Source organism: Paraburkholderia kirstenboschensis, assembly GCF_032806925.1.
Taxonomy (GTDB): Bacteria; Pseudomonadota; Gammaproteobacteria; order Burkholderiales; family Burkholderiaceae; genus Paraburkholderia; species Paraburkholderia kirstenboschensis.
The window spans coordinates 2741255-2760606 of sequence record NZ_CP136513.1; the positions used below are offsets into that span (position 1 = coordinate 2741255).

General features: G+C 64.2%; 18 protein-coding genes. 13 read left to right on the forward strand and 5 right to left on the reverse strand.

Annotated elements, in window-relative coordinates; all coding sequences use genetic code 11:
* Window positions 1–80 precede the first annotated feature (80 nt).
* Both RW095_RS34980 and RW095_RS34985 read right to left on the reverse strand, forming a co-directional pair.
* Window positions 81–1397, reverse strand: a complete 1317-nt coding sequence (locus tag RW095_RS34980; protein ID WP_317020350.1) for a GTP-binding protein — start codon at window positions 1395–1397, stop codon at window positions 81–83.
* Window positions 1398–1652: 255 nt separating this feature from the next.
* Window positions 1653–2099: a lytic transglycosylase domain-containing protein gene (locus RW095_RS34985; RefSeq protein ID WP_317020351.1), complete on the reverse strand. Its 447-nt coding sequence runs from the start codon at window positions 2097–2099 to the stop codon at window positions 1653–1655.
* Window positions 2100–2615: 516 nt separating this feature from the next.
* Here RW095_RS34985 and gspD point away from each other — a divergent pair.
* Genes gspD through gspF form a run of 3 tightly spaced genes read left to right on the forward strand, consistent with a single transcriptional unit; the run spans window position 2616 to window position 7733 of the window.
* Entirely contained in the window at window positions 2616–4955 is a 2340-nt protein-coding gene (gene gspD / locus RW095_RS34990) for a type II secretion system secretin GspD (protein ID WP_317020352.1), read from the forward strand.
* Window positions 4952–6511 carry a type II secretion system ATPase GspE gene (gene gspE, locus RW095_RS34995; RefSeq protein WP_317020353.1) on the forward strand — a complete coding sequence of 520 codons (1560 nt, stop codon included), beginning with the start codon at window positions 4952–4954 and terminating at the stop codon, window positions 6509–6511. Before gspD ends, gspE begins: the two co-directional genes overlap by 4 nt.
* Before the next feature lie 4 nt (window positions 6512–6515).
* The gene (gspF, locus tag RW095_RS35000; protein ID WP_317020354.1) at window positions 6516–7733 is read left to right on the forward strand and encodes a type II secretion system inner membrane protein GspF; all 1218 of its coding nucleotides are present in this window, start codon (window positions 6516–6518) and stop codon (window positions 7731–7733) included.
* A 148-nt stretch (window positions 7734–7881) separates the two neighbouring features.
* Here the strand turns inward: gspF and RW095_RS35005 are convergent, their stop codons facing one another.
* Window positions 7882–8304, reverse strand: a complete 423-nt coding sequence (locus RW095_RS35005; protein WP_317020355.1) for a type II secretion system protein N — start codon at window positions 8302–8304, stop codon at window positions 7882–7884.
* Window positions 8305–8452: 148 nt separating this feature from the next.
* Here RW095_RS35005 and gspG point away from each other — a divergent pair, with 148 nt between their 5' ends.
* Genes gspG through RW095_RS35045 form a run of 8 tightly spaced genes read left to right on the forward strand, consistent with a single transcriptional unit; the run spans window position 8453 to window position 14497 of the window.
* Entirely contained in the window at window positions 8453–8917 is a 465-nt protein-coding gene (gene gspG, locus RW095_RS35010; RefSeq protein ID WP_020067385.1) for a type II secretion system major pseudopilin GspG, read from the forward strand.
* Complete coding sequence (locus RW095_RS35015) at window positions 8908–9498, forward strand: GspH/FimT family pseudopilin (RefSeq protein ID WP_394365166.1); 591 nt, start codon at window positions 8908–8910, stop codon at window positions 9496–9498. Before gspG ends, RW095_RS35015 begins: the two co-directional genes overlap by 10 nt.
* Before the next feature lies 1 nt (window position 9499).
* Window positions 9500–9913: a type II secretion system minor pseudopilin GspI gene (gene gspI, locus RW095_RS35020; protein WP_020067383.1), complete on the forward strand. Its 414-nt coding sequence runs from the start codon at window positions 9500–9502 to the stop codon at window positions 9911–9913.
* Window positions 9891–10568 carry a PulJ/GspJ family protein gene (locus tag RW095_RS35025; protein WP_317020357.1) on the forward strand — a complete coding sequence of 226 codons (678 nt, stop codon included), beginning with the start codon at window positions 9891–9893 and terminating at the stop codon, window positions 10566–10568. Before gspI ends, RW095_RS35025 begins: the two co-directional genes overlap by 23 nt.
* A gap of 1 nt (window position 10569) precedes the next feature.
* Window positions 10570–11760 (forward strand): type II secretion system minor pseudopilin GspK, encoded by a 1191-nt coding sequence (gspK, locus tag RW095_RS35030; RefSeq protein ID WP_317020358.1) that lies wholly within the window; start codon window positions 10570–10572, stop codon window positions 11758–11760.
* Between the two features lie 28 nt (window positions 11761–11788).
* Window positions 11789–13195, forward strand: coding sequence for a type II secretion system protein GspL (gene gspL / locus RW095_RS35035; RefSeq protein ID WP_317020359.1), 1407 nt, complete (start codon window positions 11789–11791; stop codon window positions 13193–13195).
* A complete protein-coding gene (locus RW095_RS35040) occupies window positions 13192–13695 on the forward strand; it encodes a type II secretion system protein M (RefSeq protein WP_317020360.1) in 504 nt (167 codons plus the stop codon). Before gspL ends, RW095_RS35040 begins: the two co-directional genes overlap by 4 nt.
* A 22-nt stretch (window positions 13696–13717) precedes the next feature.
* Window positions 13718–14497, forward strand: a complete 780-nt coding sequence (locus tag RW095_RS35045; protein ID WP_317020361.1) for a type II secretion system protein N — start codon at window positions 13718–13720, stop codon at window positions 14495–14497.
* Between the two features lie 182 nt (window positions 14498–14679).
* Here the strand turns inward: RW095_RS35045 and RW095_RS35050 are convergent, their stop codons facing one another.
* Together RW095_RS35050 and RW095_RS35055 are read right to left on the reverse strand one after the other, a co-directional pair.
* Window positions 14680–16242 (reverse strand): efflux transporter outer membrane subunit, encoded by a 1563-nt coding sequence (locus RW095_RS35050; protein ID WP_317020362.1) that lies wholly within the window; start codon window positions 16240–16242, stop codon window positions 14680–14682.
* 213 nt (window positions 16243–16455) lie between these two features.
* Complete coding sequence (locus RW095_RS35055; RefSeq protein WP_201702814.1) at window positions 16456–16824, reverse strand: hypothetical protein; 369 nt, start codon at window positions 16822–16824, stop codon at window positions 16456–16458.
* 259 nt (window positions 16825–17083) lie between these two features.
* Here RW095_RS35055 and RW095_RS35060 point away from each other — a divergent pair, with 259 nt between their 5' ends.
* Both RW095_RS35060 and RW095_RS35065 read left to right on the forward strand, forming a co-directional pair.
* Entirely contained in the window at window positions 17084–17626 is a 543-nt protein-coding gene (locus RW095_RS35060) for a MarR family winged helix-turn-helix transcriptional regulator (protein ID WP_317020363.1), read from the forward strand.
* Window positions 17627–17765: 139 nt separating this feature from the next.
* Window positions 17766–19352 carry a DHA2 family efflux MFS transporter permease subunit gene (locus tag RW095_RS35065; protein ID WP_317020364.1) on the forward strand — a complete coding sequence of 529 codons (1587 nt, stop codon included), beginning with the start codon at window positions 17766–17768 and terminating at the stop codon, window positions 19350–19352.

Consider the following 19352-nt stretch of genomic DNA (forward strand, 5'->3'; position numbering starts at 1 on the left):
GCCTGTGAAGGTTACGCGAGACGGGCGCGGTGCTGTGCCGCGGCCCGCGTCGCGGCTTTCACTGTGCTACGCGAGGCCGCTCAGTCGTGGCGATGCTCGATCTCGCCGTGGTCATGGTCGTGGCCGTGGTCATGGTGATCATGATCGTCGTCGAAGTCCCATGCGGGGAACGGGTCGGCGAATTGCTGCCAGCCTTGTGGTCCCAGCGCGTATTCGGCGTCGGTCAGAAGGCACGCGTCGAACTTCGCGGACCAGAGCGCCGGGTCGATGCCCACGCCGATCATCACGAGCTCCTGCCGACGGTCGCCGATGCTCAGATCGTCCGGTGCGCCGTACCAGTCGGCAGCAATTTCAGCGGCCAGTTCGTCGTCCGCGTCGGGCCATTCGCTGCGATCCTGCGCCGCCCACCACATGCCCGCCGGACCGTGCCGGCAAGCGCCGCCCGCCTGTGATAGCGAACCGGCGATATCGTTACGCGTCGCGAGCCAGAAATACCCCTTGCTGCGCAACACGCCCTTCCATTCCTCATGCAGCAGCGCCCACAGGCGTTCGGGATGAAACGGACGGCGCGCGCGATAAACGAAAGTGCCGATGCCAAACTCGTCGGCTTCGCTGTGATGGCTATGCCCGTGCGCGGGCAGGTGTTCGTGCTCGTCATGGCTGTTAAGCGCCGCAAGCCAGCCGGGCGCGCCCGACGCCTCGTCGAAATCGAAGCGGCCCGTGTTCAATACCTGATCGAGCGGCACCGCGCCGAAGCGGCTCACCACCTGCACCGCCTGCGGGTTGATTCGCGCGAGGATGCGTTGCAGACGCGTGAGTTCGTCGGCGCTGACCAGATCGGCCTTGTTCACCACCAGCACGTCGCAGAACTCGATCTGCTCGATCAGCAGTTCGACCAGCGTGCGGTCGTCTTCTTGGGTCGCGGCAATGCCCCGTTCGGCGAGCGCGTCCGCCGAGCTGTAATCGCGCAGGAAGTTGAATGCGTCGACAACCGTCACCATCGTATCGAGCCGCGCGACGTCGGACAGCGACGCGCCGTCATCGTCGCCGAACGTGAATGTCTCGGCGATCGGCATGGGTTCGGCGACGCCGGTCGACTCGATCAGAATCGCGTCGAAGCGTTTTTCGGCGGCAAGGCGTTTGATCTCGACCAGCAGATCGTCGCGCAGCGTGCAGCAGATGCAGCCATTAGACAATTCGACTAGCTGCTCTTCCCTATGCGAAAGCGCGGCGGCGTCGCGCACCAGCGTCGCGTCGATATTGACGGCGGCCAGATCGTTGACGATCACGGCGACCCGCAAGCCGGCGCGATTCGCGAGGATGTGGTTCAGGAGCGTGGTCTTGCCGGCGCCCAGAAAACCGGAGAGCACGGTGACGGGCAATGGCGGCTGGTTCATCGCAGTACGGAAAAGCTAGAGATTGGAGGGCGTGCCGGGCGCAGCATTGCTGCGTGAGCGCAGAGACGGCGGTCGACGCTCGAGCGCCGGCGGCAGCACGAAGCCGCATTGTGCATCAAATCCGGGAAGGCAAGCGGACGGTGGCCGCCAGCAGGCTGCGGACCGGGCCGCTCTACAGGCCGATGAGCGTGCCGACCAACGGGTCAGTCAGCGGGCTGCTCAATGGGCCAGTCAGCGGGTTGCTCAGTGCGCTATTCAGCGCGCAGCCGGCATGAGGTTCCACTTGCGCAGAATCGCGGCGATCTGTTGCGCGTACTTGTCGCGCAACGCGGGCGTCTCCGAGTGATACGCGCCGATCGCTTGCCACGAGTTGCCGTACTTGTTCATCTGACGGCGCAGATGCCAGGCCGCGATATAGACGTTCTTGCACGGCTCCATCAGCGTGCCCTGCGAAATGCCGTACTGAGCAAGCGTGGGCAGGTGGATCGAGTTGATCTGCATGACGCCGTAGTCGGTCGAACCGTTGGCGTTCTTGTGCTGCGCGTCCGGCCGGTTATGCGACTCCTGCCAGGCGATCGCGCGCAGGACCAGCGGGTTGACCTTCTGATATTTCGCTGCCTCGTCGAAACAATCGGCGCACGCCGACCCGGCTGAAGCCAACAAGGTAATTCCTGCCAGGGCGGTTACGAGGGATCGTTTCATCGGTCAAGCTGACTAGGCAAACCGCAAGGGTAAGGCTTCGTAATGCATTGCGTCGGCCATTGTTCAGACGCAGGAAGCCGGGAAGCGCACTGTGGCCGGGCGTTGACGCAACATCGGGAAAACCCATGTTGGCAACAGCGAACCGGCGGCTCGAACGGCTCGTATGATACCGGCAGGCCGATACCCGTCAAGTTGGCTAACAGACATAAGAGCGCGGAATACGAAGTTCTGGCGCCCGTTTTCCGGCCGTATCGCGAGCCTTTCAATGTGCCGACGATCCGCCCGGATCCTGGCGGAAACTCACGGAGCCTTTCCTTTTGTGACAAATCCGACATGAAAAACTGTTACTGTTCACTTTTTTCGGACATTGGATGGCCAGCATTTTAGGGCGGGTTTTCGCCCACCTGGCCCGCCAGCAGGCCGACAGACCGGCGCTCTGCTCCCATGTCCGCGCTGCATGACCGCCGGCGGTTGACGCTGCCGGCATCGACATTACATTCCATGAGAAGAAATCGTATGGCTTTGCGTCGCGTCGCAACGGCGTTGCTGGTGGCTGGATTGATCACTGCGCAGGCGGCAGACGCACAGGTGACCCTCAACTTCGTCAACGCCGATATCGACCAGGTGGCCAAGGCGATAGGCGCGGCGACCGGCAAGACAATCATCGTCGACCCGCGTGTCAAAGGTCAGTTGAATCTCGTGTCGGAAAACGCCGTGCCCGAGGACCAGGCGCTGAAGACGTTGCAGTCCGCGCTGCGCATGCAAGGCTTCGCGCTGGTACAAGATCACGGCGTGCTGAAAGTTGTGCCAGAAGCCGACGCCAAGTTGCAAGGCGTGCCCACCTATGTCGGCAACGCGCCGACTGCGCGAGGCGACCAGGTCGTCACGCAGGTATTCGTGCTGAAAAACGAGTCGGCCAACAACCTGTTGCCGGTGCTGCGCCCGCTGATTTCGCCGAACAACACCGTGGCCGCTTACCCGGCCAACAACACGATTGTCGTGACGGACTACGCGGACAACGTGCGGCGCATCGCGCAGATCATTGCCGGTGTCGATTCGGCGGCCGGCCAGTCGGTGTCCGTCGTGCAACTGAGAAACGCGAACGCGCTCGACATTGCCACGCAACTGAACAAGATGCTCGACCCGGGCGCGATCGGCAGCACGGACGCCACGCTCAAAGTCTCGATCACCGCCGACCCGCGCACTAACTCGCTGCTGATCCGCGCGTCGAACGGCGCGCGTCTTGCCGCCGCGAAAACGCTCGCACGCGAACTCGACGCGCCCACCAGCATGCCCGGCAATATGCACGTCGTGCCGTTGCGCAACGCCGAGGCGACCAAGCTCGCGAAGACCCTGCGCGGCATGCTCGGCAAAGGCGGCGAAACCGGCTCGTCGGGTGGATCGAATGAAGCAAATGCCTTCAATCAGACCGGCGGCGGTGCGCTCGGCGGCAGCAATTCGACGGGCACCTCGGGCACGCCGCCGTTGCCGTCGGGCGGGCTCAACAGCAGTTCCATGTCCTCGCCGATGGGCGGCGCCGGTGCGGGTGGCTATGGCTCGAACAGCGGCGGTTCTTCGGGTGGGTTCCTGGGCGGCGACAAGGACAAGAACGACGAGAATCAGCCGGGCGGCATGATTCAGGCGGACTCCGCCACCAACTCGTTGATCATCACCGCATCGGAACCCGTGTACCGCAATCTGCGCGCGGTGATCGACCAGCTCGACGCGCGCCGCGCACAGGTTTATATCGAGGCGCTGATCGTCGAACTGAATTCGAACACGAGCGGCAATCTCGGCATTCAGTGGCAGGTCGCGAACAATTCGATTTTCGCCGGCACCAACCTCGCAACCGGTTCGAGTAACAGCATCATCAACCTGACGGCTGGGGCCGCGGCGGCCGGAGCCACAGGCGGTCTCGCCACGGCGCTGGCCACGCAAAACGTGCAGCAAGGCTTGAACATCGGCTGGCTTCACAACATTTTCGGCGTGCAGGGTCTCGGCGCATTGCTGCAGGCGCTCTCGCAGACCGCCGACGCGAACGTGCTGTCCACACCTAACCTGATCACGCTCGACAACGAAGAGGCGAAGATCATCGTCGGTACGAACATACCTATCCAGACCGGTTCGTATTCGAACTTGACGAGCGGAAATACAAGCTCGGCCTTCAACACGTACGACCGCGTCGACGTGGGCCTGACGCTGCACGTCAAACCGCAGATCACCGACGGCGGCATTCTCAAGCTGCAGCTCTACACGGAAGACTCGGCGATCGTGAACGGCACGACCAACGCGGCGACGAACCCGGCCGGCCCGCAGTTCACCAAGCGTTCGATCCAGTCGACGGTGCTCGCGGACAACGGCGAAATCATCGTGCTCGGCGGTCTCATGCAGGATAACTACCAGGTCAGCAACAGCAAGGTGCCGCTGCTCGGCGATATTCCGTGGATCGGCCAGCTGTTCCGTTCCGAGCAGAAGAACCGCAACAAGACGAACCTGATGGTGTTTCTGCGCCCCGTGATCATCAGCGATCACGACACCGCGCAGGCTGTCACGTCCAACCGTTACGACTATATTCAAGGTGTGCAGGGCGCGTACCGGCAGGACAACAACCTGATGAAGGACAAGGACGATCCGGTGGTTCCGCCGATGCCCGTCGGCCCGAGCCAGGGTGGATCGCCGTTGAATCTGTTCGATCTCGACCAGATGCGCCGTCAGCAGATGCAGCCGCCTCAGCCGCATTCGTCCGCGCCGCAGCCTAATACCGGCATGCCCGCCGCCCCCGCGGTGAACGGCGCCGTGCAGAGCAACCCCGTGCCGGTTGCGCCGTCTACCGCATCGCCAGGAGTTCAGCCGTGAATACGCCGTCCATGCCGCCGTCAGCCTCAACGTCGTCGGCATCGTCGCGGGCCGCCGGAGTTGCGCCGGCGGCGATGATCGAGCACGCCGACCATGCGGAGCGCGCGGCGCCGTCCGCGATCGCCGCGAGGCTCGTGCCCTACGGCTTCGCGCGCAGCGGCCAGATTCTGGTCGCGCATCAGCACGCCGACAGCCTCGAAGTGTGGATCAGCGAGCGCACGAGTGAAGCCGCGCTCGCCGAAGTAGCGCGCAATTTTGGCGCGGTGTCGGTGGTACGTCTTCCCGCCGACGAACTCGCGCAGGCGATCAACCAGGCCTATGCGCGCCACGACGGCAGCGCGGCGCAGGTGGTCGGCGAGGTGGAAGGCGAAGTGGATCTGTCGCGCCTGATGCAGGACATTCCCGAGGTGGAAGACCTGCTGGAATCGGAAGACGACGCACCGATCATCCGCATGATCAACGCGCTGCTCACGCAGGCGGCGCGCGAACAGGCGTCGGATATTCACATCGAGCCGTTCGAAACATCGTCGGTGGTGCGTTTTCGCGTCGACGGTACGCTGCGCGACGTCGTGCGTCCGAAGAAAGCGCTGCACGGCGCGCTGATTTCGCGGATCAAGATCATGGCGCAGCTCGATATCGCCGAGAAGCGTCTGCCGCAAGACGGCCGTATCACGCTGCGCGTGGGCGGGCGTCCGGTCGACGTGCGCGTGTCGACACTGCCGACGGGCCACGGCGAACGCGCGGTGCTGCGTCTGCTGGAAAAGGACGCGACGCGCCTGAATCTCGAAGCGCTCGGCATGGGCGCGGACACGCTCGGCAAGTTCGACAAGCTGATCGGCAGGCCGCACGGCATCGTGCTGGTAACGGGCCCGACCGGCTCGGGCAAGACGACCACGCTGTACGCGTCGATGTCGCGGCTCGAAACGGCGACCACCAACATCATGACGGTGGAAGACCCAATCGAATACGACCTGTCGGGCATCGGCCAGACCCAGGTGAACGAGCGGATCGGCATGAGCTTTGCGCGCGCGCTGCGCTCGATTCTGCGTCAGGATCCGGACATCATCATGATCGGTGAGATCCGCGACCTCGAAACCGCGCAGATCGCGGTGCAGGCTTCGCTCACCGGCCACCTCGTGCTGGCTACGCTGCATACCAACGACGCCGCGTCCGCCGTCACGCGTTTGACCGACATGGGTGTCGAGCCGTATCTCCTCGCGTCGTCGCTGCTCGGCGTGCTGGCGCAGCGGCTCGTGCGGCGCCTGTGTCCGGTGTGCCGCGAAAAGCGTGTCGAAGAAGACGGTCGCGTGCATTGGCATCCGGTCGGTTGCGACAAATGCGGCCAGTCCGGTTATGCAGGCCGCCGCGGCGTGTATGAACTGCTGCTGATCGACGACGAGATCCGCACGCTGATTCACCGCAATGCGTCCGACGCGGACATCCTCGCCGCAGGCCGCGCGCAAGGCATGCTCACGCTGCGCGAGGACGCGGAGCGGTGGCTCGCTTCGGGGCTGACGTCGCTTGAAGAAGTGATCCGCGTGACGGGCGGAGCATAAGCGCATGCCGGCATTTCGTTTTGAAGCGATCGACGCGGCGGGCAAGGCGCAAAAAGGCGTGCTCGACGCCGACAGCGCGCGTGGCGCCCGCACCAACCTCCGTTCGCAGGGACTCACACCGCTTGTAGTCGAACCGGCAGCCACGCGCACGCGCGGTGAGCGCAATCAGCGTCTGTCGTTGGGGCGGCGCCTGTCGCAGCGCGAGCAGGCGATTCTCACGCGTCAGCTGGCCAGCCTGCTGATTGCCGGCCTGCCGCTCGACGAAGCGCTCTCGGTGCTCACCGAGCAATCGGAGCGCGACTACATTCGCGAACTGATGGCGGCGATTCGCGCGGAAGTGCTCGGCGGCCACTCGCTCGCGAATGCGCTGACGCAGCATCCGAAAGACTTTCCCGAGATCTATCGCGCGCTGGTTGCGGCCGGCGAACATACCGGCAAACTCGGACTCGTGCTGTCGCGGCTTGCCGACTACATCGAGCAACGCAACGCGCTCAAGCAGAAGATCGTGCTCGCGTTCACGTACCCGACCATCGTCACGATCATCGCGTTCGGCATCGTCACGTTTCTGTTGAGTTATGTGGTGCCGCAAGTGGTCAACGTGTTTGCGAGCACCAAGCAGCAGCTGCCCTTGCTCACGATCATGATGATGGCGCTGTCCGGTTTCGTGCGGAACTGGTGGTGGGCCGTGCTGATCGCCGTGGCGATTCTCTTCTATGCGGTACGTTCGACGCTAAGACAAGCCGGCCCGCGCCTCGCCTTCGATCGGTGGCTGCTCACCGCCCCGCTACTCGGCAAACTCGTGCGCGGCTACAACACCGTGCGTTTCGCGAGCACGCTCGGCATTCTGACGGCGGCGGGCGTGCCGATTCTGCGCGCGCTTCAGGCCGCGGCCGAAACGCTCAGCAATACGGCTATGCGCGGCAACATCGACGATGCGATCGTGCGTGTTCGTGAAGGCACGTCGCTCTCCCGCGCGCTCGGCAATACGAAGACGTTTCCGCCGGTGCTGGTTCACCTGATCCGCTCGGGCGAAGCGACCGGCGACGTCACGACCATGCTCGACCGCGCGGCCGACGGCGAAGCGCGCGAACTCGAGCGCCGCACAATGTTTCTGACGAGTCTGCTGGAGCCGCTTCTGATTCTGGCGATGGGCGGCGTGGTGCTGGTGATCGTGCTGGCGGTGATGCTGCCGATCATCGAGTTGAACAACCTGGTGCAGTGAGGGTTCAGTGCCGCGGCGCTTTGTGCGGCGGCATAAGCGACGGGCCTATGCGGATTAGCCGGTGCGATGACGCATGGAGACCAGGCGGCGGCCACCACGCTGTGGGCCGACGCTAAGCAGCGTGCGCGTCGCCTGGGTTTGCCCGGTTCTAGCGAACGTAGATCGTGGGTCCCGCCGCGTTGGCCGGTAGGAATACTTCGGAATGCGCGCCATTGCGGTCGATAACGATCGAACGGGCGCGGACTTCGGAGAGTTTGGCGCCTTGCATCAGTGGGCTGCCGAGCGACACCGCACGCGGCGGTTCGCCGCCCACGCTGACGATGGCTGCGGCGCCTTCGCGCAAAGCGAGAATGCCGAACAGGTGCACGTCCTGGTTGGCGGTGCGCGTAAGCTGCCCGCCGAACAGCGTGGCGGCCTGGTCGGTCGAGACCTGCGCATGCGCGGCGGCTGCGGGCAACGGCGCGCCGGACGTCGTAGTGAGCGTGATGATCCAGTAGGTCAGCGTCGCGCAGAACACGGCGAACAGCGCAAGCGACAGAAGGCGGATTTGGATGGCGTTCATGCGCATCATTGTACGGACTATTGTGAAAATTGCGTTGGGTTGAAACCCCGCGATTACATGACATTAAAATGACCGGCCGGGCGTGTTCAATGGCACCGAAAGTGCTGGACGCGAATCCCACCCAGTCGAAAATTCACCTGAAAAGAGGTAGCAAGCTATGCAACTGTCGACCACTCGCCGCACAGCAATCGCGGGTCCGCGCAGCCGTCGTCAACGCGGCTTCACGCTGATCGAAATCATGGTCGTGATCGCGATTCTCGGCATTCTGGCCGCGTTGATTGTGCCCAAAATCATGAGCCGTCCCGACGAAGCGCGGCGCGTCGCCGCGAAGCAGGACATTGGCACCGTGATGCAGGCGCTCAAGCTTTATCGTTTGGACAACGGCCGTTATCCGACTCAGGAGCAGGGCCTGCGCGCGTTGATCGAAAAGCCGGCGACCGATCCGGTGCCGAACAACTGGAAAGACGGCGGCTACCTCGAACGGCTGCCGAACGATCCGTGGGGCAACGGCTATCAGTATCTGAATCCGGGCGTGCACGGCGAAATCGACGTCTTCAGCTACGGCGCGGATGGCAAGGCGGGCGGCGAAGGCAATGACGCCGATGTGGGCTCGTGGCAATAGACGATAACAAAGCACGCTTGACGATCAAGCGGCCGCTCCCCGCGGCCGGCACGGCTGCGTGCGCCCGTGGCCGCGGCAGGTCGAGCGCAACGAGCGCAAAAAGCGCATTGAGTGTGAGTGCCGGCCGTCGACATGCGGCGGGTTTCACCCTGCTGGAAATGATGGTGGTGCTCGTGATTGCAGGCTTGCTCGTGTCCTTGACCGCATTGACGATGACGCGTAATCCGCGCACCGATCTGAACGAAGAAGCGCAGCGTCTCGCGCTGCTGTTCGAATCGGCCGGCGACGAAGCACAGGTGCGCGCGCGTCCCATCGCATGGCAACCATTGGACGGTGGCTTTCGTTTCGACATGCGTACCGAAGACGGCTGGCGTCCGCTGCGCGACGATCTGCTGAAACCCCGCCAGTGGGAAGGCGGCGTGACCGGCGTGACGATCGACTATCCGGGTTCGAGTTCGCAAGCGAGCCGTGTTGTGTTCGGCACTGAGGCGATCGACGTGCCTGTGCGCATCACGCTTTTCTCCGCTGCGGGGCGCGCGACGATCGTCGGCACCGGCAACGGCCGCTACGAGGTTCACTGACATGCGTCGTTGCAGCAGCACGGCGGCGCGCAAGGCCGCTAACCGCCAGCGCGGTTTCACGATGATCGAGGTGCTGGTTGCGCTCGCGATCATCGCGGTGGCTCTCGCCGCATCGTTGCGCGCGGTAGGCAGTCTCGCGAGCGGCGAGGCCGATCTTCACCGGCGCCTGCTGGCTGGCTGGAGCGCGGACAACACGCTCGCGCAATTACGTCTTACGCATGCATGGCCCAATGTGGGCTCGACGAGCTTCGATTGTTCGCAAGGCAACTTGCAGTTGATCTGTACCGAGCATGTGACGTCGACGCCGAACCCGGTGTTTCGTCGCGTGGAAGTAATGGTGACGATGCCTGGGCGTTCCGGCAACCTCGCTCAGATGGTCACGGTGGTCGCGAATGAAAACAACCGTTCGCTCTGAGCGCCGCCGCCGTGCGGGCGCGCATGGCTTCACGCTGATCGAGCTGCTGGTCGCGATTGCGATCATGGCGGTGATCGCCGTGTTGTCGTGGCGTGGACTCGACCAGATCATTCGCGGCCGGCAGACCATCACGAATGCAATGGAAGACGAGCGCGTATTCGCGCAGTTGTTCGACCAGATGCGCATCGACGCACGTCAGGCCGCCTCCGACGACGAATCCGGTCAGCCCGCGGTATCGCTCGCGGGCGGTGGCTTGCAGATCGTGCGGCAATTAACCTTGCCCGGCTCCGCGCCGCGTTTGCAGGTGGTGCGATACCGCGTCACCGAAGGGCGCGTGATTCGCTATGCGTCGCCGCCGCTCGCGAGCGTCGGCGATTTGCGCTCGGCGCTGGGAGGCGGCGAAGGCGAAGGATGGACCGGCTTGCCGTTGATGGGCGGCGTCGGTGCCATTTCCGCGCGCCTCTACGTGCCGAGAGTCGGCTGGACCACGCAGATGAAAGACGTGCAGGGCGCGATCACGGAGGCCGACAATAACCTGAAGGTGCCGCAGCTCGGCAATGCGCCGTTGCCGCGCTCGGTGACCGGACTTGAAGTGAGTGTGGGCGCGAAGTCGCTCGCGCGGCCCGTCACACGCGTTTTTCTGATTGGAGAATGACATGAGATTCTCCTGGCTTCATGCGCGACGTTCGACTGTTTGTTCGGCCCCAATCGATGGCTCGCGTGGCTTGGCGCAACGTCGAGCGACGCAAGCGGAACAACGCGGCCGAGGACGTGGACAACAGCGTGGACAACAGCGCGGCGCGGCCATCATCAGCGCGTTGCTGGTGGTGGCGCTGTCGGCCATTCTCGTCTCCGGCATGCTGTGGCGCCAACAGGTTCAGGTTCGCCGCATCGAGAATCAGCGCCTGCTCGCGCAGGCCCAATGGGTTTCGCGCGGCGCGCTCGACTGGACGCGTCTGATTCTTCGCTCCGAAGGCGATACTTCCGCAGGCATTACATATCTTGGCGGCGTGTGGGGCGTGCCGATCGCCAAGACGAGACTTTCCGATTTCCTCGGCCAGATCGGCGAGGTCCGGGCCCAGCAAGGCGCCGCCACGTATCTGTCGGGATCGATTGAAGATGCTCAGGCCAAGTTCAATCTTCGCAATCTGGTCGCGAGCCCCGCGCCCGGGGTCATGCAACTGGACACGGCGCAGATCGACGCGTACCAGCGTCTGCTCGTTTCGCTCGGCTTGAACAGCCAGCTCGCCAAGAACACCGCCGTGCAGGTGCGCGCGAGCCTCGCACAGTCGGCAACGCGTTTTCAGACTGTCACGTCGACGTCCGGCACGACATCGACGCCGCCTATCCAGGGCGGCGCAATGAGCGGCGGCTTCACCGACAAGCCCGGTATCGAAGACAGCGACGACAGCGCCGCGCGCGCACCGTTGCAAATGACCAGCGTCGACTCGCTGCTCGACATTCCCGGCTACACGCCGGAAATGGTCGCGCGCTTGCGGCCCTTCGTCACCGTGCTGCCGACGGTGTCGGCGGTCAACATGAACACGGCCTCCGCGGAGGTGATCGCCGCGGTTGTGCCGGGCATGAGCCTGTCATCGGCGCAGGCATTCGTTGCGCGCCGGCAGACGGTGTTTTTCCACAACGCCGGCGACGTGCAGCTCGCTTTGCGCGGCGCGGGCGCGCAGCAGGTTTCGGTCGATCCGAACCAGCTCGACGTCAACACGAACTACTTCCTGATTCACGGCCGCGTGCAGCACGAGCGCGCCGAGGTGGATCGCACGACGCTCGTCTATCGCGATGCTTTGACTCACACTACACGTATCGTGCGGGTGCAAGACCAACTATGAATAACGCCTTTCCCAAAGAGAGTGGCCTTTGAGCACGCTGATCGTCTTATTGCCGCCGCGTGATCCGGCGGTGCCGTCGCAGGAATGGCAACTGCCGGACCTGCCGTTCGTGTTGCTCGACAAGTCGGGACGCACCCAGCGCGCCGGCCGCTCAGCGCTTGCGCTGCTGCCGCGCGCCACCTCGACGGTGCTGATGGTCGCCGCGCGCGATCTGCTGATGATGCCCGCGACGCTGCCGCCGCTTCGCGGTCCGAAGCTGCGCCAGGCATTGCCGAATATCGTCGAGGATCAGCTGATCCAGGACCCGCAAACTTGCCATATCGCCGTCGATTCGCAATCGGCCGCGGGCGGTCGCCAGGTGCTCGCGATCATCGACCGCGGATGGTTCCGCTTTATCTACGAGGCTTTTTCCGCAGCTGGCCACAGGAGTCTGCGCGCCGTGCCGGTCACGCGTTGTCTGCCGGAAGCAACGCTGCCCGCAATGCCGGCCGAAGTCGCCGAAACCGTGAGCGCGGCCGAGCCGGCCATGGCGGACGCGGGTGCGTCGCTGCGAGGCTCTGCGCCGGTGGCGAGTGCGGCCGACGCTGCGCCCGAAGTCGTGCCGATGGTGGCGGCGGTGCTCGGCGCCGTGGTTCAGACCGCGCCCGCGATGCTGCTGGAAGGCGCCGTCGAAAGCGGCATGCCGCGCGTGGAACTGGCAATAGCCCGCGGCGCGCAAGGCGAAGGCCTTGCTGTACCTGCAAATGCGGTGAACGCGACGCTTGCCGCGCTCGCCGGCGCAACGCCGGTTTCGCTGTATATGCTGACCGAGGTTCCGGGCAACGAGCCGAGTCTTGGCGCGAGCAGTCCGGCGCGGCTCGGCGCGCACGTGCACGGCGCGAGTCCGCTGCCTTTCGAGCAGCTTGCCCGCCGCGCGCTCACGTGCCGCTTCGATCTCTGCCAGTTCGAATTCGCGTCGCAGCCGTGGCGGCTCGACCGCGCGACGCTGCGCCGCTTACGCCTGCCCGTGCTGCTGGCGCTCGGCGCGCTGGTGGTCGCCATCGTCGGTGCGAATGTGCAGTGGCTGATGCTTTCACGTCAGCGCGACGCGATCAGCACGCAGATGACCGAACTTCTGCTGAACACCTTCCCGAAGACGACGGTCGTGCTCGATGCGCCCGATCAGATGTCGCGTCAGTTGCAGCAGTTGCGCGTGGCCGCCGGTGAGCTTTCACCGGGCGATTTCCTGTCGCTCGCCGATGGCCTCGCGCGGTCGCTGCCGCCCGTGCCGGTCAACGGCATCGCCGCGCTGGATTATCACGACCGGCGTCTCGACGTTACCTTCAAACCCGAAGTGAAGCTCGATCCCGATTTCGCCAAACGCCTCGCGCGCAACGGACTTAGCGGCGCGATCGACAGCAACACCGGCAAGTGGACCATCAGGAACGGACAATGAAAGCTGAACTCGCGCAAACCTGGGCAGGCTTCTGGGACCAGCGGACCGACCGCGAAAAAGCGTTGTTGACGTGGGGCGGCGGCGTGCTCGCTGTGGTGATCGCCTGGTCGGTGCTGTGGGCGCCGGCGCAGGAGGGCCGCGCGCGTCTGCGTGAATCGCTGCCCACTTTGCAGCGGCAGCTCGCGCAGATGACCGCACAGGCCAACGAAGCGCGCCAGCTTTCGGCGGCGGCACAGGGCGTTGCGCCGACCGGCGGTGCGCTGAAGGACGCGCTCTCCGCGTCGGTCAGCGATCATGGCCTTGCGGCCACGCAGGTGCAGGTGATCGGCAACGCGGTCCAAGTGCAGATGAAGAACGCGTCGTTTCCCGCGTGGACGTCTTGGGTCGACGACGTGCGCCGCCAGTTCAAGGTGCAGGTCTCCGAAGCGCACGTGACGGCGCTGAAGGAAGATGGCCAGGTGGATGTGACTGCGTCGCTGCAGCCATCCACCGCGAAATGACCGCGCTGTCACGGGATCTCGCATGACTTACTGGATGCGGCGTCTGCGCGCCGTGCTGCCCTGGCTGCTCGTTGCCGTCTTCTCGAACGCCGTCGTGATGCTCGCGTTATTACCCGCCGCGTGGATCACGCCGCAATTCGCCCGCCAGAGCGGCGGCCATGTGAACCTCGTCGACCCAGCCGGTTCGCTCTGGCACGGCTCCGCTACGCTGATGCTGGCGGCCGGCTCCGATATGAGCGCCGCGACGCTGCTGCCGGGACGGATCGAATGGCACACGGCGTTCTGGCCGCTCTTCACCGGCCGTGTACGCATGACCATGCGGCATAGCGAGGCAATGCCCGATCCGATCACCATCGACGCGACGCCGCGCAGCGCCAATGTCACTCCCGGCACCATAGGCGTGCCGGCCTCGCTGCTAAGCGGCCTGGGCGCGCCTTTCAACACGCTGGACCTGCAGGGCGACGTGCGACTTTCGTGGTCCGACTGGCGCAGCTTCAACCGCGAGGCGTTCGGCCAGCTGACGGTCGCGCTGAGCGATGTGAGTTCGCGTGTATCGCCGGTGAAGCCGCTCGGCTCGTATCAGCTCGTGTTCCAGGCGGAGGGCGTCTCATCGACGATCGAGTTGCGCACAATCAAAGGCCCGCTGATGCTGAACGGCCGAGGCGTCGTGTCGCCGGCTTCCACGTCGTTTCACGGAACGGCGACCTCCGCGCCCGAGGCTCGCGACAATCTCGCCGGACTGCTGAATTTGCTGGGACGGCCGAGCGGACCGGACACCGTTACGTTGTCGTTCGCACATTGAGCGCGGCGTGCGGGCCGGGAAACCGCGCTTAGGTCAGGTCGTGCGAGTCCAGACAGAATGAAGAAGAGGCATGCCCGGCTCCGTTAGCCGCTCATGCCTCTTTCGTATTTCAGCGCCGTGCGGCGCTTGCTGCCGCCCGCGAGTTTTATTTGCTTCGCCTGTATCTGCGCCTGAGTGGGCATTTACGTCTGCGGGGCATCGCTCCGTGCAACCGGCGTCGCCGATGACGTCGATGACGCTGGCAATGGCGCCGGTGCGGCAACATCGCCGGTTTCGCGGTTCATCTGCGTGACGTCCCAGCCGCCGCCCAGCGCCTTTACCAGACCGACCGACGACACCATCCGCTGACCTGCGATGGTCTGCAGCTTCTGCTCGGCCGTGAACGCCGTGGTTTGCGCGGTGAGCACGTTAACGAAGCCCACCGTGCCGGCCTTGTATTCATTCGTCACGATGGCAAGCGCCTGGCGCGCCGATTCGACCGCCTGCTGCTGCACCACGATTTCCTGTTCAAGAATGCGCTGCGACGCGAGGTTGTCCTCCACGTCCTGGAACGCGGTCAGCACCGTTTGGCGATAGGTCGCGACGTTCTGGTCATAGGCGGCGCGGGCGGCTTCGGTTTGCGCGCGGCGCAGTCCGGCGTCGAACAGGGTCGCCGCGAGTTGCGGGCCGACGGTCCAGAAGCGCGACGGCGCGGTCAGCAGTTGCGAGAACAACGAACTTTGGAAGCCGCCGCTCGCCGACAACGTCAGCGACGGGAAAAACGCGGCAATTGCAATGCCGATCTGCTCGTTGGCCGCCGCAGCCTTGCGCTCCGCCGACGCGATGTCTGGCCGCCGCTCGAGCAGCGCGGACGGCATTTGGGCGGGCACGGCGGGCGGCGTCGCGGTGAGCGGCATCGGCGGAATGAAAAACGTGGAGGCCGGTTCGCCCACGAGGACCGCGATTGCGTGTTCGTCCTGCGCGCGCTGAACGCCGTTGTCGATCGCGGCGGCCTGCGCCGATTGCAACTGCGTTTGCGCCTGGATGACGTCCGAGCGCGCGGCCACGCCGGCAGCGTACTGGTTCTGCGTGAGTTGCAGCGAGCGCTGATAGGCGGCAACGGTTTCGTCGAGCAGCTTCTGGTTCGAATCGAGCGAGCGCAGCGCGAAATAGGTCTGCGCGAGCGTGGCCTGCGCGGACAGACGCGCGTTGGCCAGATCGGCGGCGGCGCTCTGCTGGCCGGCCTTCTGCGCGTTGACGGAACGACCCACGGAGCCCCATAGATCGGGCTCCCAGCTGGCGTCGAGTTGCACGTTGTAGCTGTTGTGGACGCCCGAGCGGCTGCTCCCGCTCGCTGCCACCGCACTCGACGAAACACCGCTGCCGGAGCGCGTACCGCCCGCGGACAAGCCGACGGTCGGAAAATACGCCGCGCGCGCCTCACCGACGAGCGCGCGGGCCTGCCGGTACGCGGCGGCAAATTGGGCGACAGTCTGATTCGCGGCGTTCAGCTTCTCTTCGAGCGCATCGAGCTGTGGATCTTGATAGACGGTCCACCATGCGCCGCGGTCCTGCTGATCCGCCGGTTGCGCGACTTTCCAGCCGGGCGCGGCTTCCTTGTACGAGGCGGGAATCTCGGCGGCCGGGCGCTTGTAGTCTGGGCCGACCGCGCACGCGGCCACGAGGCCCGCGACGGACACAGCTACCGCGAGGGTCATGACGCGCGGCGCGAAGCTTCGCACGGACGAGATTCGGTCAGACTGCATGCATTATTTCCTTCTGGACGCCGCGATGCCGCCGATGACGGCGCCGCCGGCCGGTATGGTTTGCCGGCATGTTAGCGTAAGAGCCCGCTGGGCGCGGGAAACAGAAAGGTTAATGCGGCGAGCGATGAAGGTGTGTTACCGACAGCGTCGCGAAGGTTACGCGCTGTTACCGCCGGCGGCATGTTTTGGATGAAAGCGGCGGGGCCGCGCCCGTCACGCCCGCGAGTCGATCCGCGATTCCGCCGATGCCGGCTTGCGCGCGAGCTTGCCCGCAGCTGCCCGGCATGGCGCGTCGCCGCGCGACTGGCAGGCGCTCGCCGCGTTGTGCGCGGTGGCCGTTGCAACGCCGGGCAGTCGCGCCGGCTCTGCCGCGATTTCTACAGATGCGCTTTTCGAGCCTTTGCGCCCGCGCCGATGCTCGACCCACGCCAGGATCGCGACCCCCACCGATCCGCCGGGCAGTACGAACAGCACGGCAAATAACGCGAGCTTCCACCAGCGATGCGGACCCTGGAAGCTGTGCAAAGCTGAATCGGTCAATGAGCGGCTAAGGCCGCCCAGGGTATTTTTGAGGTACAGCATGGGAGGAACATCCTTGGGTCACGCCGTAATCGAGGGCGGACAAAAAAGCGGTCAGAACATAGTCTCGGGTGGCGCGGAACGCGTAACTCGTTGCTTCGTATAATATTGACTATGCAAGTAAATTTCAAGATACTGTGCGCAATATCTGGATGGGCTGTTGTATTTCGGCGGCTCCATCACAACGATCTACGAGAATCGGCATTTGATCTTCCTGCTTAGGCAGCTAAACTTCGCTTGCCAGCGGTGTACCGGATACAAGATGACAGACGGCCCCTACAAAGCGGATGAAATCCGGCTCGAGTCCAGTCTCGGCTACTACCTGTCGAAGGCTCGCAACGTACTGGTGGAGCGCACCGACCGCGCGGTCAAGCCGCTGGGGCTCACGGCCCAGCAGATCGGCGTGATTCTGATGCTGGCCGCGGGCCGGGCGAACACGCCGTTCGAGTTGTCGCGCGTTATGTCGTACGACAGCGGCTCGATGACGCGTCTTCTGGATCGCCTTGAAAAGAAAGGCTTTGTGTCACGCATGCGCAGTGATGCCGACCGACGCATGATCAAGCTGGAGCTGACGCCGCAGGGTCAGGACGCGGCGCGGCAGTTGCCGGACATCGGCGCCGCCGTGCTGAACGAACAGTTGCGCGGTTTCACGGCCGCGGACCTCGCCACGCTGATCGATCTGCTTGGCCGTTTCATTGCCAACGGCATCGATCCGGATTCGAGCGCCGGTTGCGGTCTGTGCTCGCCGGGCGACCTGCCCGACGAGACGCTTCAGGATTCATCGCCGGAAGACGGCAAGCAGTAACCGGAGCGCGCCTTTTCGGGCGATGCTGTCGGCGAATCTCTGTCTGGGCAGAGTGTGATCGTGCATGTATGCAAGCGGTCCGGGATGACGCGATAAACGTGGCACAACAATCTTTTCCGCGTTGAGGAGAGAAAAACATATGGACGCTACGGCTTCCAACGCTGCCCCACCGGCCGCCCAACCCGCCACTCCACCCGCAGCCGAACCGGCGCCGCTCAAGGGCGGCGCGCTCGCGCTGCTGACGGTGGGACTCGCGCTCGGCACCTTCATGGAGGTGCTGGACACGTCGATTGCCAACGTGGCCGTGCCAACGATATCCGGCAGCCTCGGCGTGGCGACGAGCCAGGGCACGTGGGTGATCTCGTCCTATTCGGTGGCCTCGGCGATTGCCGTGCCGCTGACCGGATGGCTGGCGCGGCGCGTCGGCGAAGTGCGGCTCTTCACGCTGTCCGTTCTGCTCTTTACGATCGCCTCGGCGCTGTGCGGTTTTGCGCAGAACTTCGAGTCGCTGATCATGTTTCGCCTCGTTCAAGGACTCGTGTCCGGGCCGATGGTGCCGCTTTCGCAGACCATTCTGATGCGCTCGTATCCGCCGGACAAACGCGGGCTCGCGCTTGGCCTTTGGGCGATGACTGTGATCTGCGCGCCGATCTTCGGGCCGGTGATGGGCGGCTATATCACCGACAACTACACGTGGCCGTGGATCTTCTACATCAACGTGCCGATCGGCCTTTTCTCCGCGGGCTGCGCGTTCGTGCTGCTGCGCGGCCGCGAAACGAAAACGACCCAACAGCGTATAGACGCGGTCGGTCTCACGTTGCTCGTGATCGGCGTGGCGTGCCTGCAGATGGTGCTCGACCTCGGCAAGGATCGCGACTGGTTCAACTCGACATTTATCGTGACGCTTGCAGTGATCGCGGTGGTGTCGATTGCGTTCATGCTGGTGTGGGAGATGACCGAGAAAGAACCCGTCGTCGATCTTTCGCTGTTCAAGGACCGTAACTTCGCGCTTGGCGTGCTGATCATCTCCTTTGGCTTCATGGCGTTCTTCGGCTCGGTGGTGATTTTTCCGCTATGGCTGCAAACCGTGATGGGTTACACCGCCGGCCTCGCCGGTCTCGCCACCGCGCCGGTCGGCTTACTCGCTCTCTTTCTCTCGCCGATGATCGGCAAGAACATGCATCGGTTGAATTTGCGCGTGGTGGCGAGTTTCGCGTTTATCGTGTTTGCGTTCGTGTCGTTCTGGAACTCCACGTTCACGCTCGACGTGCCGTTTAACCACGTTATCTGGCCGCGTATCGTGCAGGGCATTGGTGTGGCCTGCTTCTTTGTGCCGATGACAACGATCACGCTATCGAGCGTGTCCGACGAGCGGCTCGCGAGCGCATCCGGTCTATCGAACTTTTTCCGGACCTTGTCGGGCGCGATCGGCACTGCGATCAGTACGACGTATTGGGAAAACGATACGATTCGCCATCACGCAATGCTGGTCGACAACGTGAACGTCTATACCCCGAATACGAATGCATACACCGATGCGCTCGCGGGCGTCGGCTTTTCCGGCGGCAGCATCACTGCGCAGCTCGAGCAGGTGGTGACTGCGCAGGCTTATATGCTCGCCACTAACGACTTCTTTCGCATATCGTGCGCGGCATTCCTCGTACTTGCCGTGCTCGTGTGGGTCACGAAACCGCGCAAAGGCGTTGGTCCTTCGATGGGACATTGA